The sequence below is a fragment of the Serratia sp. PGPR-27 genome (genome assembly GCF_022678525.1).
GTDB classification, from domain to species: Bacteria; Pseudomonadota; Gammaproteobacteria; order Enterobacterales; family Enterobacteriaceae; genus Serratia; species Serratia nematodiphila.
Genome location: NZ_JALBYS010000001.1, coordinates 33,371 through 49,706 on the forward strand (window position 1 = coordinate 33,371; position 16,336 = coordinate 49,706).

A 16,336-nucleotide genomic window follows, 5' to 3' on the forward strand; every position below is an offset into this window, starting at 1 on the left:
TATGATGGCATGTTCGCCATCACAATCCCATCCCTGGCCGCCGGTGCCTTACCGCTTTACCCCTTTTTTCCCGCCAGCTCGAAGCGCGGCGAGACGATGCCGTACAGCGTCCAGCCGAGGAAGGTGGCGATGGCGCCCCACATCATCGCTTCCTCACCGGAGCTGTAGAGCGCGTAGAAGCTGTACAGCGCGCCGATGCCGGCGATGATATTGGCGATGCGCGCCTTGTTGTCCGGCACCTTCGCCACTTTCTGAATAATCACCAGCGCCGCCATCGACAGGATGTAAGGGATGATGTTGGTCACCACCGCCAGGTTCACCAGCACGTTGAACTGCTTGTTCAACGATGGGCTGATGGTCATCAGCGACAGGCCGCTCTGGATGACGACGATGGTCAGCATGCCTTTAACCGGCGCGTCGGCCTTGCTCAGCCTGGAGAAGATTTTCGGGAAGAAGCCGCTGTCGGCGGAGGATTTGAACACCTGCGCGATGGTGAACTGCCAGCCGAGCAGCGAGCCGACGCAGGACATCACCATCAACGCCATGATGATCTTGCCGACCGTCGGGTTGAACATGTGGGAGAACGCCAGCCCGAACGGGGCGGTGGAGTTGGCCAGATCCATGTTCGGCACGATGCCGGCGATCACGTTGGTCGAAACGATATAGATCACCGCCGCGCTGAGGGTGCCGCCCAGTACGGCGATCGGCACGTTGCGCTCCGGATTTTCCACCACGTCGGTATTGGCGCAGGCGGATTCCAGCCCCAGGAATGCCCACAAGGTCATCGAGATCGAGGCGCCGATGGCTTCGAAGGTCGGCACCTGATGCGGGTTCCAGGCGGCGACGTAGGCGCTGCCGCTGAACCAGTACCAGCCGATGACCGAGATGCCCACCACCGGAATGATCACGCCCCAGACGGTGATGCCGCTGATTTTGCCGGTGATGCGCGCACCGCCGAAGTTGGCGACGGTCGCAAGCCACAGCACGCCGATGGTGGCGATACAGATCCCGAGCGGGCTGAGCGTGGTGTCGAACAGTTCGGTGCCGTAGCCTACGGCGGAAATGGCGATGGCGATGTTGGCGATCAGCAGCGAAACGCCATAGGTGTAGTTCGCCATGAAGTTGCCTGATTTACCAAAGGCGTATTCGGCGTAGCCGCCCATGCCGCCGGATTTACGGCTGAACATGCCGCATTTGGCGAACGCGTAGGCCAACGCCATCGAGCCGACGGCGGTCACCAGCCAGGAAACGATCGAAATCGTGCCCACTTCGGCCAACTTGGTCGGCAGCATAATTATGCCGGAACCCATCATATTCACGGCGGTCAGGATCGTTAATTGCACGACCCCCATTTTATTATTGGACTTACTCATGATCATTTTCTCTTTTAGGATGCGATCCGGGCGGCGAGAATAATCGCCGCCCCGTAAGGTGATTAATTTTTCATGACGTAGCCGTAAGCGCGGTTCCAGCCGTCCTCATCCTGTTGGATATAAACGCCCTGCAATTCCGGCGCGAATCCCGGCAATAAATTGATGCCTTCTTCCAGTGCCAGGAAATAACGCTGCGCGGCGCCACCCCAAATTTCGCCGGGCACCACGCACAGCACGCCTGGTGGGTAAGGCAGGGCGCCTTCGGCGGCGATGCGGCCCTCGGCCTTGGCCAGCGACACCAATTCCACATTGCCGCGCACGAACTCGGTATTGGCGTCCTGCGGGTTCATCACCACGCGTGGGAAATAGCTTTTGCGGAACATCTCTTTTTGCAGTTCTTTAACGTCATAGCTGACGTAAAGGTCGTGCATTTCCTGGCACAGCTGGCGGATGGTGTAGTTTTTGTAGCGCTGCTGGTGGTTTTTATAGACCGCAGGCAGCACCTCGCTGAGCAATGAGTTTTGCTCGATATGCTTCTCGAAGCGGGCGATCAGGGCCACCAGATGCTGCATCTTGGCGATGTCTTCCGCCGGCGTCAGCAGGAACAGGATCGAGTTGAGATCGCATTTTTCCGGCACGATGCCGTTTTCACGCAGGTAGTTGGCCAGAATGGTCGCCGGGATGCCGAACTCGCTGTAGCTGCCGGTCGCGGTATCGATGCCCGGCGTGGTGAGCAGCAGTTTGCACGGATCGACGAAGTACTGCGATTCGGCATAGCCCTCAAAGGCGTGCCACTTCTCGCCGGGCACGAAGTTGAAGAAGCGCAGATCGTTGGCCATCGCCGCGGTGTCATAGGCCTGCCAAGGCTTGCCGTCGATCTGATCCGGCACGAACGGTTTGATCATCGTGCAGGTATCCAGCAGCATTTTGCGCGCTTCGATGCCCACGCGCACACATTCTTGCCACAGGCGCTGGCCGCTCTTGCCCTCGTGCATCTTGGCGTTGACGTCCAGCGCGGCGAACAGCGGGTAGAACGGGCTGGTGGAGGCGTGCAGCATAAAGGCGTTGTTGAAGCGCTTGTGGTTGCAGTAGCGGCTCTGCCCCTTGATATGCTTGTCTTTTTTGTGGATCTGCGAGGTCTGCGAGAAACCGGCCTGCTGTTTGTGCACCGACTGGGTGACGATGATGCCGGGATCGTTTTCGTTCAGCTCCAGCAGCAGCGGCGAGCAGTCTTTCATCATCGGAATGAACTGCTCATAGCCCACCCAGGCGGAGTCGAACAGGATGTAGTCGCACAGGTGGCCAATTTTGTCGACCACCTGGCGGGCGTTGTAGATGGTGCCGTCGTAGGTGCCGAGCTGGATGATCGCCAGGCGGAACGGGCGGGCTTCGTTGGCGCGTTCCGGCGCCACTTCGCGGATCTGTTGGCGCAGGTAGCGTTCGTCGAAGCAGTGCGCGTCGATGCCGCCGATAAAGCCGAACGGGTTACGGGCGGTTTCCAGATAAACCGGCGTAGCGCCGGCCTGGATCAACGCGCCGTGGTGGTTGGATTTATGGTTGTTGCGGTCGAACAGCACCAGGTCGCCGCGCGTCAGCAGGGCGTTGGTCGCCACCTTGTTCGAGGCCGAGGTGCCGTTGAGCACGAAGTAGGTCTTGTCGGCGTTGAACACCTTGGCGGCGTGCTGCTGCGCGGCGCAAGGCGCGCCTTCGTGGATCAACAGGTCGCCCAGTTTGACGTCGGCGTTGCACATGTCGGAGCGGAAAAGCGTTTCGCCGTAGAAGTCGAAGAACTGGCGGCCCGCCGGGTGTTTGCGGAAGAACTCGCCGCCCTGGTGGCCGGGGCAGGCGAAAGTGGCGTTACCCATTTCTACGTATTGCGTCAGCGTGTTGAAGAATGGCGGCAGTAGCTCGCTCTCATATTTGGCGGCGGCGGCCTCCAGCTGTTTGCCGTAGAACTGGGTATTCTTGCCGCACAGCTCAAACACGCCGTGCAGCGCCGGCAAGACGGCATTATCCAGCTCTTCTTCGCAGCAGACGGCGACGAACAGCGGAATGTTCAGGCCGTGTTCTTCGATGCGCGCCACCATGCCTTGCGCGACGTCGTCTACCGACAGCACGATGGCGGCGACGTCATTGAAATCGCTGTGATGCACATCGACGATGTCGCGTTCAGTTTCAAAGCAGCCGAGGGTTTGGGTGTTGGCGGCAATTTTTAATTTTTTCATTTTTCTCATTCTTCAGGCAAAGGCATTCCGCCGGCAAATAATTTCATTTGCCGTTAACGCCTTCACGAAAATAAAGGTGTGCGAGAACCCAGTGATGCCGAAAGGCATTAACTGTGTTCGCTGTTTTATTTATCCTAGATGCGCTTGGCCGAAATTAAAAATGTGTTGCGTGTCCTTCCCGCTTAGCGAGAAAAAGACATTATCACCGGAGTGCGGAGAATAAAGTGAAACGCAAAGACACTCTTAACAACGGCGTAAGAGCGAGGGGGTGAGGGTTATCTGTAGTTGAAGAATGCGAAACTAAAGCAGCTGCGATGAGCCATCATCATAATATGGGTTGTGCGCCTGATGTGCGCCATTTTTCGGTTATTGTTTTCCATTTTCTAATCCACCTTGCTGAGTGAAAAGATGGCGCTATTTTAACGCAAGATGCACTAAAAATTGTGATGAGAATCACATAAATGCCGGTTTTGATAAATAACTATTCACCGGTTATGCAATGTATTGCATAAGTATCATCCAGGCGCAGAGGTTGGCATGTAAATGAATTGCTAATGTTCGCGAGCCCTGAACACTTAATTTTGATGCCGCCCGAGAAGGAATAAAAAAAGCGGTCAAATAACCGGCTGCATAACGATCAAATAAATCTGTATTGTGTTATTTATGTTATCAACCTGCTTTATGCTGGATTGGGTAAAAATTCAAATATAATGGTTTTGTATTCACATGCGATTTTTGATGATTATCGTTATTTGTGACTCGCCTCAACAACGCAGGGTAAGATGAGGCGAGTGAACAGGGAGGCGATTGACCTTGAATACCCCAGAACAACGGCAGCAGATTGCGGATTTTATCGGTAAGCAACACGTCTTGACGCTGTGCGCCGGCGACGGCCTCGACATGTGGTGCGCCAACTGTTTTTACGTGTTCGACGCCGCGACGATGGCGCTGTGGCTGATGACCGAACCGCACACCCGCCACGGCGGGCTGATGCTGAACAACGGCCGGGTGGTCGGCACCATCGCGCCGAAGCCGAAAAGCATCGCGCTGATCCGTGGCGTGCAGTACCGCGCCGAGGCGGTGCTGCTGAGCGGCGAAGAGGCCGAGGCGGCGCGCGCGCGTTACTGCAAGCGTTTCCCGATCGCCAGGGCGATGAAGGCCTCGGTTTGGCGGCTGGATCTGCACGAGGTGAAGATGACCGACAACACCCTCGGCTTCGGCAAGAAGCTGCACTGGGCGCGGTCTATACTTTAAGTCGACGTATTGATTACAACGGGAGATCGCATGGCGCGAGCACTGTTAGTCGGCGCAACCGGGCTGGTGGGGCGCGAGTTGTTGCAGCGGTTGCAAAGCGATCCGCAGATAACGGCCATCGTGGCGCCGACGCGCACGCCGCTGCCGCCGCACGGCAAGCTGACCAACCCGGTCGGCGATGCGCTGTTCGAGCTGCTGAGTAGCCTGCAGCAACCGGTCGATCTGGTGTTCTGCTGCCTGGGCACCACCCGCCGGGCGGCGGGCAGCGCCGATGCCTTCCGCTACGTCGATTATCAACTGGTGGTGGAGAGCGCGCTGACCGGCCGCCGCTTGGGGGCGCAGCACTGTCTGGTGGTGAGCGCGCTGGGCGCCAACGCGGATTCCACCTTCCTGTATAACCGCACCAAAGGCGAGATGGAGCAGGCGCTGCGCGAACAGCGCTGGCCGCGCCTGACGCTGGTGCGGCCTTCCATGCTGGTGGGGGATCGCCCGGCGCCGCGCCTGATGGAGCGCCTCACGTTGCCGCTGTTCAGGCTGCTGCCCGGCAAATGGCGGGCGGTCGCCGCCAAAGACGTGGCGCAGACGCTGTTGCAGCAGGCGTTCACGCCGGGTGAAGGGGTCAGGGTGCTGGAGTCGGATCGGCTGCACTGCTACCGAGGCTGACGCTGAGGTGGTCGAACGCCAGCTCCAGCCCGGCGGGCAGTTCGTGGTCCAGCAGCCACAGATCGAGATGATGGCTGATGTGCGTCAGCAGCGTGCGTTTGGGCTGCAGCAAGCGCTGCGTCTCCTGCGCGCGGGTCAGATCGTTGTGGTTGCGTGGCGCCTGCGGCTGAGGCGGCAGGCTGCAGTCGAGCACCAGCAGATCCAGCGCCACGTTCTGCAGATAGCCGGCGGTGGCCGGCGGCAGGCCGACGGTGTCGGTCAGGTAGGCCAGCGCAGCGCCCGCCGCCTGGATCAGATAGCCGTGGGTCAGTTTGGAGTGTTGCAGCGGCAGCGGGGTGATGCGCATGCCGCCCAGTTCGACGGTGGCGAAGGGCGCCAGCGGCGGCTGAAACGCCAAAATGCCGGGGTGTTTGAACAGGTCGTCGCAGCCCTGTTCATCCGGCGGGCCATATACCGGAATGGAATTTCCGCACCCCCAACGCAAAGGAAATAACCCCTGAACGTGATCCATGTGGTAATGTGTCAGTAAAAAACGTTGAATTTGCCCCGCCGAAAATCGCCGCTCCAAAGCCGGTAATCCCGCATCCAATAAGGTCGTTTCCCCCTGATAGTTGAGCATGGCGCTGCACGCTCGCCGCCGAAATGCCGGCTCGCGCCGCGCCCGTTGGCAGATAGGGCAGTCGCAGCCGAACACCGGCACCTGCTGCGCGCCGCCGGTGCCGAGAAAGGTCAGTTGCATCGCTCCCCTCCGTTAAAGGTACTTCTGCGCAAAGCGGTTAATGTCGCGAAAATCCGCCAGCCGCGCCTGCAGCGTGGCGTGATCCCAGTGCCACCACTGGCTGCGTTCGATACGCTCGATCAGCTCGTCGTCAAAGCGCATGCCGATCTTCTTGGCCGCCACGCCGGCGACGATGCTGTAGGGCTCCACGTCTTTGGTGACCACCGCCGCGCTGCCGATCACCGCGCCGTTGCCGACGCTGACGCCCGGCATCAGGATGGCGTTATGGCCGATCCACACGTCGTGGCCGACGGTGACGTGGTGCTCGCGCCGCCAGTCGAAGAACGCTGCGTCATCTTCCCCCAGCCCGTATTCGGAAGCGCGGTAGGTGAAGTGGTGCTGCGCGATGCGCTGGTAGGTCGGGTGGTTGCCGGGATTGATGCGCGCATAGGAGGCGATGGAGACGAACTTGCCGATAGTGGCGTAAAAGATCTGGTTGTGCCCGGCGGTGTAGGAGTAGTCCCCCATCTCCACCTCTTCCAGGATCGCATCGTCGGCCAGGTGCACATACTGGCCGAGCCGGGTGCGGTTAAGGGTCACGTTGTCGCCGATTTTCGGCTGGGCGAAGTCGTTCATGGCGTCGCGTCCTGAGTTTGTCGGGTAGAGGTCGGCAGCAGCGCCAGCAGCGCCGCCAGGGTGTCGTCGAGTGGGCCGTCGTTGTGCAGCACCCGGCAGCCGGCGGGCAGGCTCTGCTGATATTCCGCCGCCCGCGCCAGCCGCTGCTCGATCTGTTCGGCGCTTTCCCGCCCGCGATCCTGCAGGCGCTGGCGCAGGATCGCGGCGCTGACCTGCAGGCACACCGGCAGCAGCTGCGCCCCGTAGCGCTGCTGCGCCTGCGGCAGGTGGGCGCGCGAACCGTTGACCGCCACGTCGATCCCCTGCAGCAGCCAAAGATCCACTTCGATCCCGAACGCGTAGCGCTGCTGGTGCGCCTGCCAGTCGAGCGCGAACAGCCCCTTGGCGCGGCGGCGCAGAAATTCGGGTTCGCTCAGCGCGATGTGATTCTCGCAGCCGGCGTCCGCCGGCCGGGTGATGTAGCGGTGCGCCACCAGCGGCGCGCGGTCGGCGTCGGCCCGCAGCGCGGCCAGCAGGCTGTCCTTGCCTGCGCCGGAAGGCCCCATCAGATAGATGAGCCGCGCCATCAGAACACCTGCCTGCCCTGACGCCACACGTTCTGCACGTAAACGTGCTCGCCGTGCGGCCGCGCCAGCACCAGATCCGCCCGCAATCCTTCGGCGAGGGTGCCGCGATCCTGCAGATCCAGCGCCCGCGCCGGGTTGCGGGTGATCATGCGCACCGCCTGGGGCAGATCGTAGGCGTTGCGCTCGTCCGCCGCGAGGCGAAACGCCGCGTCCAGCAAGCTGGCCGGGTAATAATCGGAAGAGAGAATATCCAGCACCCCCAGCGCCGCCAGGTGGTGCGCCGCCACGTTGCCGGAGTGGGAACCGCCGCGCACGATGTTCGGCGCGCCCATCAGCACCTGCAGGCCCTGCTGGTGCGAGGCGCGGGCAGCCGCCTCGGTGGTGGGGAACTCGGCGATGGCGCTGCCCAGCGCGCAGGATTCGGCCACGTGCGCGGCGGTGGCGTCGTCATGGCTGGCCAGCGAGATGCGGCGCGCGCGGCAGTGGGCGGCGATCGCCTCGCGGTTCGGCGCGGCCCAGCGGGCGGACAGGGCGACCTGCTGCTCCTCGTACTCGCTCATCTGCTGGTCGTTGAGGTGGTATTTGCCCTGATAATATTCGCGATACTTTTCGCGTGAGGCGAACTGGCGCTGGCCCGGCGAATGGTCCATCAGCGACACCAGCGACACGCCCGGCTTGTCCATCAGCTGTTCGAACAGCGGCAGGGTGCTCTCGTGCGGCAGCTCGCATCGCAGGTGCAGCCGATGCTCGGCGCGGTTCACCCCGGCGCGCTGGCTGTGGATCACCGCGTCGATCATCTTCTGCAGGTTTTCCAGCCGGTGGCCGCCGTCGCGCACGTCGCCGATCGCCACCGCGTCCAGCACCGTGGTGATGCCGTTGGCCACCATCAGCGCATCGTGGCTGCTCATCGCCGAATGGGCCGGCCAGTCGACGTTCGGGCGCGGGGTGAAAAACTTGTCCAGGTTGTCGGTATGCAGCTCGATCAGCCCCGGCAGCAGCCAGCCGCCGTCGCCGTCCAGCGCCTGCGGCAGCCGGCTCGGGCCGTCGGCGAAGCTGCGGATCACGCCGTCCTGCATCTCAAGCGAGCCTTGCACCACCTGGTCATCCAGCACCAGCTTAACGTTATTGACGATCATCAGAGGGCCTCCAGCGCCTGCGGCGCCTGCATATCATAAAGCCGGTCGGCGACCTGTCGGCGGACGCCTTCATCGTGAAAAATGCCGACGATCGCCGCGCCGCGCGCCTTGGCGCGTTCGATAAGCTGCACCACCGCCGCGCTGTTGCGGCTGTCGAGCGAGGCGGTCGGTTCATCCAGCAACAGGATGGGGTAGTCGACGATAAAGCCGCGCGCGATGTTTACCCGCTGCTGCTCGCCGCCGGAGAAGGTGGACGGCGCCAGCGGCCACAGGCGCTGCGGCACGTTGAGCGCAGCGAGCAGCGCTTCGGCGCGTTCACGGCACTCGACGCGCTCGACGCCCTGTTCCAGCAAGGGTTGCATCACCACCTCCAGCGCGCTGATGCGCGGGATCACCCGCAGGAACTGGCTGACCCAGCCCAGCGTATGGCGGCGCACGGCCAGAATCTGGCGCGCGTCGGCGCTGACCATGTCCAGCCAGTCGCCCTGGTGGTTGATCCAGATATGGCCGCTGTCCGGCAGGTAGTTGGCGTACAGCGAGCGCAGCAGGGTGGATTTGCCGCTGCCGGAGTGGCCGTGCAGCACCACGCATTCGCCGCCGTGGACCGTCAGGTTGGCGTCGTGCAGCACCGGCAGGCGGGTGCCGTACTGCTGATGCAGCACAAAGGTTTTACTGAGATGTTCAACTCGGATTTGCATAGTCATCTGTTATCGCCTTGGGTTACGACAGCACCGAAGAAACCAGCAGTTGGGTGTAGGGGTGGTGAGGATCGTCCAGCACCCGGTCGGTCAGGCCGCTCTCCACCACTTCGCCCTGTTTCATCACCAGCAGGCGGTGGGCCAGCAGCCGCGCCACGCCAAGATCGTGGGTGACGATCACCGCCGCTAGCTGCATCTCCACCACCAGATTGCGCAGCAGATCGAGCAGGCGCGCCTGTACCGACACGTCCAGCCCGCCGGTCGGCTCATCCATAAACACCAGCCTGGGGTGGGTGACCAGATTGCGGGCGATCTGCAGCCGCTGCTGCATGCCGCCGGAGAAGGTGGTCGGCAGATCGTCGAGGCGCGACAGCGGGATCTCGACGTCTTCCAGCCACTGGCCGGCCTGGCGGCGAATGTCGCCATAGTGGCGCTGGCCGATGGCCATCAGCCGCTCGCCGATGTTGCCGCCGGCGGAGACCTGCGGCCGCAGCCCGTCGAGCGGATGCTGATGCACCACGCCCCAGTCGGTGCGCAGCAGGCGGCGGCGATCGCTCTCCGCCATGGCGTACAGGTCGTGCTCCTGGTCCGCCTGAGGGCGGTAAAGGATCTGCCCGCGCTGCGGCGCCAGCCGCGCCGAGATCGACTTCAGCAGCGTGGTTTTGCCGGAGCCGGATTCGCCGACGATGCCCAGCACTTCACCGGGGTAGATGTCGAACGACACGTCGCTGAAGCCCTTGCCGGGGGCGTACAGGTGGGTGAGCCGGTTCACCGACAGCAGCGGGGTGGTGCTCAAAGGGGTGGAAGTCATCAGTGCTGCGCCTCTTGCGAAGATTGCGCCAGCTGCTGCCGGCAGTAGTCGGTGTCCGAACAGACGAACATGCGGTTGCCCCGATCGTCGAGCACCACCTCGTCCAGGTAGCTGTGGCGCGAGCCGCACAGCGCGCAGGGTTCGTCCCACTGCTGCACGCTGAACGGATGGTCGTCGAAGTCCAGGCTCTCCACCTTGGTGAATGGCGGCAGGGCGTAGATGCGTTTCTCGCGCCCGGCGCCGAACAGCTGCAGCGCCGGCATCATGTGCATTTTCGGGTTGTCGAATTTCGGGATCGGCGACGGATCCATCACGTAGCGATCGTTGACCTTCACCGGGTAGGCGTAGGTGGTGGCGATATGGCCGTAGCGCGCGATGTCTTCATACAGCTTCACCTGCATCACGCCGTACTCCTCCAGCGCGTGCATCTTGCGGGTCTCGGTTTCGCGCGGTTCGATAAAGCGCAGCGGCTCCGGGATCGGCACCTGATAGATCAGGATCTGGTCTTCGCGCAGCGCGGTTTCCGGAATTCGGTGACGGGTCTGGATCAGCGTAGCCTCCGGCGTGCGCTCGGTGGTTTCCACCCCGGCGACGCGCTGGAAGAAGCGGCGGATCGACACCGCGTTGGTGGTGTCGTCGGCGCCTTGGTCTATCACCTTCAGCACGTCGGCGCGGCCGATGACGCTGGCGGTGAGCTGAATGCCGCCGGTGCCCCAGCCGTAGGGCATCGGCATCTCACGGCCGCCGAACGGCACCTGGTAGCCGGGGATCGCCACCGCCTTGAGGATGGCGCGGCGGATCATGCGCTTGGTCTGTTCGTCCAGATAACCGAGGTTATAGCCGGTCAATACTTCACTCATCGCGGGCCTCCTGACGCTCGCTGTATTCCTGTCGCAGCCGCTTGAGCAGTTCCAGTTCGGCCTGGAAGTCGACGTAGTGCGGCAGCTTGAGATGGGAGACGAAGCCGGCGGCCTCGACGTTGTCGGCGTGGGCCAGCACGAACTCTTCGTCCTGCGCCGGGCCGGCGACGCCTTCGCCGTAGTCGGGGCTTTGCAATGCGCGATCCACCAACGCCATCGCCATCGCCTTGCGTTCGGCGCGGCCGAACACCAGCCCGTAACCGCGGGTGAAGTGCGGCGGATGGTCCTTGGGATCGACGAAGCCGTTGACCATTTCGCACTCGGTCAGCAGGATTTCGCCGATATCGATGGCGAAACCGAGCTCTTCAGGCACGATCTCCACCGAAACGTGGCCGGTGCGGATCTCGCCGGCGAACGGGTGGTTGCGGCCGTAGCCGCGCTGGGTGGCGTAGCCGAGCGCCAGCAGAAAACCTTCGTCGCCGCGCACCAGCTGCTGCAGGCGCGCCGAGCGCGAGCAGGGGTAAACCGGCGGGTTGCGGGTGATGTCGTCCGGCGTGCTGCCGTCGTCCTGCTCTTCGCGCGCCAACTGCTGGCGACACAACAGATCGAACACGTGGCTGCAGTTGTCCGGCAGCGGTTCGTCGGCCTGCGGCGCACGCGGCGCCTCGCCTTCCGCCAGCAGCGCGAAGTCCAGCAGCCGGTGGGTGTAGTCGTAGGTCGGCCCCAGCACCTGCCCGCCGGGCAAGTCCTTGTAAACCGCCGAGATGCGCCGCTCCAGCCGCATGTTTTCGCTGGCCAGCGGCTCGCTGACCGCCAGGCGCGGCAGGGTGGTGCGATAGGCGCGCAGCAGGAAGATTGCCTCCACCAGATCGCCGCTGGCCTGTTTGATGGCCAGCGCCGCCAGCTCGCGATCGTAGATGCCGCCTTCGGTCATCACCCGATCTACCGCCAGCCCCAGCTGCTGTTCGATTTGTTCCGCGCCGATCGCCGGCAGCGCCTCGTCGCCGCGCCGCAGCTGTTCCTGCAGCTGATGGGCGGCCTCAATGGCTTTTTCGCCCCCTTTTACCGCTACGTACATCAGCACACCTCCACGCGGGTGGTCCGCGGGATCGCCAGCAGGCGATCGCCGCAGGTCAGCAAAATATCCAGCCCCAGCGGGAAGCGCTGCGGGCGGTTGACCAGGTAATCCAGCAGCGCCGGCGGCAGGCGTGGCGCTATCAGGCGTTGGCTCTCGATGCCGGGGCCGGTCAGGCGCAGCGCGGCGCCGTTCTCCAGCTCGGCGAGCTGCACGATGACCGTGGCGCCGCATTCCGGCGAGATTTCCGTGCCGTGCGGCAACGCCTGCAGATCGGCGGCCTGCACGTGCTCATCGAACAGGGCAAAACAGACCTCCTGCGCCGTGGCGGCCAGCGGTGCGCCGCTGTGAAAACGAATGTTTGTTAGCACTTGCTCACTTTTAAGCGCAGCGCACAGCTGCAGCGGCGTTTCCTGATCGGCCAGCGTCAGCAGCGCGGCGGTGCTGGCGGCGTTCAGCGGTGCCCAGGCCGGGCCGTTCGGCAGCGTCACCCGGTGGCCCGGTTCGCTCAAGGCTTTAAGAATCAAACGGAAAGCGTGCTGCGATTGGTCTATCGGTTGCTCAAAACCGGTCAATAAACTCATGGCTCAATCCCCTCGCACCAGCGTAAAGAAGTCCACCCGGCTGGCGGCGATCGCCCGGGCGCGCAGCTGGCGCTGTTCGTGCTGCAGCGCGGCCAGCGGCGCGATCAGCTGTTGTTGCAGGCGCTCGCCGTGCTCCGGCTGTTGCAGCAGCGCATCGGCCAGCGCGCACAGCTCGGCGTGCGCCTTGTCGCGCCCGGCGATATAGCTGTAGCCGTAGCCGCCGTTGTCCAGCTGCACCACCGCGCGGGTGACGGTCATGTCCCCCAGTACGAAGCGGCGGCCGGTGGCGCCCATGCGCCCCTGCAGCTGGGCCAGGCCGATCTCCGGCGCGCGGATGCTGCGGTAACCCGGGCTGAGGTTCAGCGCCTGCCAGTGGCTGCGCAGCTGCTCGGGCCGGCTGTGCGCCAGCACCGACATCCAGCGTTGTCTCGACTCTAAGGCGTGCATTCAGTGCTCCATCGTCAGTTCAATCATGTCGGCGCGGGCCAGGCTGACGGAGTATTCCGCCACGTCTTCGCCGCCGCTGCGGACGTTAAGGGTGCGCACGCACAGCAGCGGCGCGTGGGTGGCGATCTCCAGCAGCCGGCTCTCTTTGGCCTGCGCGCGGCGCGCGCTGATGCGCGTCTGGCGGCGGGCCAGCGGCTGCTGGAGGTGCTGTTCGATAAACTGGTGCAGCGAACCGCTGTGGAACTGCTGCAGCGCCGGCCACCAGTCCAGATCGGGCAGATAGTGGTCGATCACGCTCATCGGCACGCCGTTGACCCGGCGCAGGGTGCGCAGGTGGATCACCATTTCGCCTTCTTCACGCGAGAGCGCGCTGGCGACATGCCCATTGCACGGCCGCAAGACTGCGAGTAAGCGCTCACTGGTGGGATGGCTGCCCTGCTCGAACAGGTTCTGGCTGAAGCGGGTATTGGCATGCAGCGGGTAGTCGTAAGGCCGCATCAGCACCAGAATGCCGACGCCGTGGCGGCGCTGCAGCCAGCCGCGCTCCACCAGCTGATCCACCGCGCGGCGCAGGGTGTGGCGATTGACCTGATAGCGCTCGGCCAGCTGCTGTTCCGAAGGCAGGTAGTCGCCGCAGCGGTACTGCGTGCGCAGCTCCTGTTCCAGCTGCGCGGCGATCTGCTGATAGCGGGTGGGGTAAGTGGTCGGATGTCTAGATAACTCCATCATAATAAAAACCTCGTCATGCCGATGGCGGTGCGATGAAGGCGGAAGCGGTGCGTTTCATCGGGCGTCTACCCTGTGGTTTTCAAGTTGGCATCATGGTGACGGGCGCAGATGACAATCGCGTTACGCCTCGGTGGCGAACAGATGAACTATTTAGGACAGCCCGGGCGTGCACGAGCGGCGGCGGCGCGCTATGCTGGCGCCACTGTTGACTGACTCTGGCCGCTACCATGCCGCAACCTCTGAACGCCCCTGAACACGCCCCACGCGCCTGGCCGCTGTGGAAACCGATCCTGTTTCTGCTGGTGGTGGCCGTTGGCCTCTACTACGTGAAATGGCAGCCTTACTACGGCAAGGCGTTCGTAGCGGCGGACAGCCACTCGATCGGCAAATCGATCCTGGCCGACGGCGCCGCAAGCCCCTGGCTGGCGGCCTGGCAGTACGCGCTGGTCTACTTCACCGCGGTGTGGAAGGCGGCGCTGCTCGGGGTGTTGTTAGGTTCGCTGGTGCAGGTGCTGATCCCGCGCGACTGGCTGGCGCGCACGCTCGGCCATCGGCGTTTTTCCGGCACCATGCTGGGGGCGCTGATCGCGCTGCCGGGCATGATGTGCACCTGCTGCGCCGCGCCGGTTGCCGCCGGCATGCGCCGCCAGTCGGTGTCCAGCGGCGCCGCGCTGGCCTTTTGGCTCGCCAACCCGATACTGAACCCGGCGACGCTGGTGTTCATGGGGTTTGTGCTCGGTTGGCCGTTCGCCGCCATCCGCCTGGTGGCGGGCGTGGTGATGGTGCTGGGTATCGCCTGGCTGGTGCAGCGCGTGACCGCCAACGATCCGCAGCCCGCCGCGCCGCAGCCGCCGCTGATGACGGCGCAGAGCGATGAGCGGCCGTTCCTCGCCCGCTGGGGCAAAGCGCTGTGGGCGCTGTTTTGGTCGACCATCCCGATCTACGTGCTGGCGGTGCTGGCGCTAGGCGCGGCGCGGGTCTGGCTGTTCCCGCACGCCGACGGCGCCGTCGACAATAGCCTGCTGTGGATCATCACGCTGGCGATCGTCGGCTGCCTGTTCGTTATCCCCACCGCGGCGGAAATCCCGATCGTGCAGACCATGATGCTGGCGGGCATGGGCGCAGGCCCGGCACTGGCGCTGCTGATGACCCTGCCGGCGGTCAGCCTGCCTTCGCTGCTGATGCTCAACAAGGCCTTCTCCGCCCGGGCGCTGTGCCTGACGGCGGCGCTGGTGGCGCTGTGCGGCGTGCTGACCGGCGTGGTGGGGATGGGGTTGGTGTAAAATGTTCGAAAAACGACCGTTTACCTCGATATCGTTGTCACAAATGTGCTAACGTTTCTGTTCAAGATTTAGTGTCGCCATCGTGCGATTGCAGGAGGAGCAAAGATGGAAAGTCGCATCCAGTTTCGCATCGAAGATGAAACCAAGCGTTTGGCGCAAAAGGCCGCGGAAGCTAAAGGAACGACATTGAGTGAAGCCTGCCGCCGCTTGGCGGAGCAAATGGCTGATGAGCAACGGGCCGCGGAGGAGCACGAAAATTGGTTGAAAGATAAGGTGGATGCAGCTTTTTCCCGTCTGCATGAGGGTAATGCTGTCTACCTTAGCCAACAAGAAGTAGAAGAAAGCATGGATGCCTTTAAGGCAAAAATTAGAGCGAAATACGACCGAAAATAGGGATCGTTATGCGTATCGAATGGGATAATGCAGCGCTACGGGACAGGGAACGTATTTTTGAGTTTCTTTATATTTTCAATCCACAGGCGGCAGTGCAGGCTGATAACGAGATAGATAAAGCGGTAAAGCGCCTGCTGGATCATCCTGAATTAGGTAAGCCTTGGTATGGGAAGGCACGTAAGCTGCTAGTTAACAAGGCCTCCCTGTTGCTGGTGTATATCATCGTCGATGATGTTATTAAGGTTTTCTCGATTGCCCACCAGCGCGAGAAATTTCCAAACTAGCGTTGTCAGCGCAACCTATGCACCACCTGGTTGCTGCTGCCGCGCCAGATCAGCGCCGGGTCTTTCAAATCCTGCACGAACTTGCCGTCGATCAGCACGTTGATCCTGTCCACCACCTGCATTTGCTGTGCGTCCAGCTCCGCCAGCCGGTAGCCGGTCCACAGCCAGATATCCTTGCCGGGGCACTCGGCGCGCACCCGTTTCACCAGTTGCAAGATGCTCGGCACGTTAGCCGGGTGCAGCGGATCGCCGCCGGAGAGCGACAGCCCCTGGCGCGGCACGCGCGTATCGTTCAGATCGGCGATGATGCGGTCTTCCAACGCCGGGGTAAACGGCTGGCCGGAGTTGAGCCGCCAGGTGCTTTTGTTGTAGCAGCCGGGGCACTGGTGCACGCAGCCGGCGACAAACAGCGTGCAGCGGGTGCCGGGGCCGTTGACCACGTCGATTGGGTAATACTGGTGATAATTCATGTGAGGTCTGCCCATCAGGCTATTTTACTGGCCATTTTGCCTCCGGCAGTGCTCCCAATCCTCACGTACTGTGTGTACGCTGCGGTTGGTGCGCGCTGGCCGAAGGCAAACTGGCGGCGACAATCACGCCT

At 62.8% G+C, this 16,336-nt stretch carries 20 protein-coding genes; 5 read left to right on the forward strand and 15 right to left on the reverse strand.

All coding sequences use genetic code 11. From position 1 onward, the window contains the following. Window positions 1-56 precede the first annotated feature (56 nt). From potE to speFL, 3 genes are all read right to left on the reverse strand, one after another. The gene (potE, locus tag MMS95_RS00175) at window positions 57-1,373 is read right to left on the reverse strand and encodes a putrescine-ornithine antiporter (protein WP_015376426.1); all 1,317 of its coding nucleotides are present in this window, start codon (window positions 1,371-1,373) and stop codon (window positions 57-59) included. Window positions 1,374-1,435: 62 nt separating this feature from the next. Next, complete coding sequence (speF, locus tag MMS95_RS00180; RefSeq protein WP_015376427.1) at window positions 1,436-3,598, reverse strand: ornithine decarboxylase SpeF; 2,163 nt, start codon at window positions 3,596-3,598, stop codon at window positions 1,436-1,438. A 275-nt stretch (window positions 3,599-3,873) separates the two neighbouring features. Beyond that, complete coding sequence (gene speFL / locus MMS95_RS00185; protein ID WP_004933443.1) at window positions 3,874-3,978, reverse strand: leader peptide SpeFL; 105 nt, start codon at window positions 3,976-3,978, stop codon at window positions 3,874-3,876. A gap of 433 nt (window positions 3,979-4,411) precedes the next feature. On the opposite strand from speFL, the gene MMS95_RS00190 reads away from it, so the two are divergent. Beyond that, a complete protein-coding gene (locus MMS95_RS00190) occupies window positions 4,412-4,852 on the forward strand; it encodes a YhbP family protein (RefSeq protein WP_015376428.1) in 441 nt (146 codons plus the stop codon). Between the two features lie 30 nt (window positions 4,853-4,882). Then, window positions 4,883-5,515, forward strand: a complete 633-nt coding sequence (locus tag MMS95_RS00195; RefSeq protein WP_015376429.1) for an NAD(P)H-binding protein — start codon at window positions 4,883-4,885, stop codon at window positions 5,513-5,515. On the opposite strand, the gene phnP is transcribed toward MMS95_RS00195, so the two are convergent. The 11 genes from phnP to phnF are packed head-to-tail and all read right to left on the reverse strand — an operon-like array spanning window position 5,472 to window position 13,775. After that, the gene (gene phnP, locus MMS95_RS00200) at window positions 5,472-6,254 is read right to left on the reverse strand and encodes a phosphonate metabolism protein PhnP (protein ID WP_242141276.1); all 783 of its coding nucleotides are present in this window, start codon (window positions 6,252-6,254) and stop codon (window positions 5,472-5,474) included. The genes MMS95_RS00195 and phnP overlap by 44 nt on opposite strands. Before the next feature lie 12 nt (window positions 6,255-6,266). Then, on the reverse strand, window positions 6,267-6,869 hold the full coding sequence (locus tag MMS95_RS00205) for a DapH/DapD/GlmU-related protein (RefSeq protein ID WP_076740841.1): 603 nt from the start codon (window positions 6,867-6,869) through the stop codon (window positions 6,267-6,269). Beyond that, a complete protein-coding gene (gene phnN, locus MMS95_RS00210) occupies window positions 6,866-7,435 on the reverse strand; it encodes a ribose 1,5-bisphosphokinase (RefSeq protein WP_021504235.1) in 570 nt (189 codons plus the stop codon). The genes MMS95_RS00205 and phnN overlap by 4 nt, the downstream gene beginning before the upstream one ends. Beyond that, window positions 7,435-8,571 carry an alpha-D-ribose 1-methylphosphonate 5-triphosphate diphosphatase gene (phnM, locus tag MMS95_RS00215; protein WP_015376433.1) on the reverse strand — a complete coding sequence of 379 codons (1,137 nt, stop codon included), beginning with the start codon at window positions 8,569-8,571 and terminating at the stop codon, window positions 7,435-7,437. The genes phnN and phnM overlap by 1 nt, the downstream gene beginning before the upstream one ends. Then, window positions 8,571-9,275, reverse strand: coding sequence for a phosphonate C-P lyase system protein PhnL (gene phnL, locus MMS95_RS00220; protein WP_118892514.1), 705 nt, complete (start codon window positions 9,273-9,275; stop codon window positions 8,571-8,573). The genes phnM and phnL overlap by 1 nt, the downstream gene beginning before the upstream one ends. A gap of 16 nt (window positions 9,276-9,291) precedes the next feature. Further along, window positions 9,292-10,080, reverse strand: a complete 789-nt coding sequence (gene phnK / locus MMS95_RS00225) for a phosphonate C-P lyase system protein PhnK (protein ID WP_015376435.1) — start codon at window positions 10,078-10,080, stop codon at window positions 9,292-9,294. Beyond that, window positions 10,080-10,940 carry an alpha-D-ribose 1-methylphosphonate 5-phosphate C-P-lyase PhnJ gene (locus MMS95_RS00230; RefSeq protein WP_004933420.1) on the reverse strand — a complete coding sequence of 287 codons (861 nt, stop codon included), beginning with the start codon at window positions 10,938-10,940 and terminating at the stop codon, window positions 10,080-10,082. The genes phnK and MMS95_RS00230 overlap by 1 nt, the downstream gene beginning before the upstream one ends. Then, window positions 10,933-12,018 (reverse strand): carbon-phosphorus lyase complex subunit PhnI, encoded by a 1,086-nt coding sequence (locus tag MMS95_RS00235; protein WP_156866154.1) that lies wholly within the window; start codon window positions 12,016-12,018, stop codon window positions 10,933-10,935. Before MMS95_RS00235 ends, MMS95_RS00230 begins: the two co-directional genes overlap by 8 nt. Next, window positions 12,018-12,599: a phosphonate C-P lyase system protein PhnH gene (gene phnH, locus MMS95_RS00240; protein WP_075685179.1), complete on the reverse strand. Its 582-nt coding sequence runs from the start codon at window positions 12,597-12,599 to the stop codon at window positions 12,018-12,020. Before phnH ends, MMS95_RS00235 begins: the two co-directional genes overlap by 1 nt. A gap of 3 nt (window positions 12,600-12,602) precedes the next feature. Continuing rightward, complete coding sequence (gene phnG, locus MMS95_RS00245; protein ID WP_016929298.1) at window positions 12,603-13,046, reverse strand: phosphonate C-P lyase system protein PhnG; 444 nt, start codon at window positions 13,044-13,046, stop codon at window positions 12,603-12,605. Beyond that, the gene (gene phnF, locus MMS95_RS00250) at window positions 13,047-13,775 is read right to left on the reverse strand and encodes a phosphonate metabolism transcriptional regulator PhnF (protein WP_079451148.1); all 729 of its coding nucleotides are present in this window, start codon (window positions 13,773-13,775) and stop codon (window positions 13,047-13,049) included. Window positions 13,776-14,002: 227 nt separating this feature from the next. On the opposite strand from phnF, the gene MMS95_RS00255 reads away from it, so the two are divergent. From MMS95_RS00255 to MMS95_RS00265, 3 genes are all read left to right on the forward strand, one after another. Beyond that, the gene (locus MMS95_RS00255; RefSeq protein ID WP_242141277.1) at window positions 14,003-15,058 is read left to right on the forward strand and encodes a permease; all 1,056 of its coding nucleotides are present in this window, start codon (window positions 14,003-14,005) and stop codon (window positions 15,056-15,058) included. A 105-nt stretch (window positions 15,059-15,163) separates the two neighbouring features. Further along, complete coding sequence (locus MMS95_RS00260) at window positions 15,164-15,451, forward strand: type II toxin-antitoxin system RelB/DinJ family antitoxin (RefSeq protein WP_013811307.1); 288 nt, start codon at window positions 15,164-15,166, stop codon at window positions 15,449-15,451. 8 nt (window positions 15,452-15,459) lie between these two features. Then, window positions 15,460-15,735, forward strand: coding sequence for a type II toxin-antitoxin system mRNA interferase toxin, RelE/StbE family (locus MMS95_RS00265; RefSeq protein ID WP_048325889.1), 276 nt, complete (start codon window positions 15,460-15,462; stop codon window positions 15,733-15,735). 5 nt (window positions 15,736-15,740) lie between these two features. On the opposite strand, the gene nrdG is transcribed toward MMS95_RS00265, so the two are convergent. Next, on the reverse strand, window positions 15,741-16,205 hold the full coding sequence (gene nrdG, locus MMS95_RS00270; RefSeq protein WP_041037638.1) for an anaerobic ribonucleoside-triphosphate reductase-activating protein: 465 nt from the start codon (window positions 16,203-16,205) through the stop codon (window positions 15,741-15,743). Window positions 16,206-16,336 lie beyond the last annotated feature (131 nt).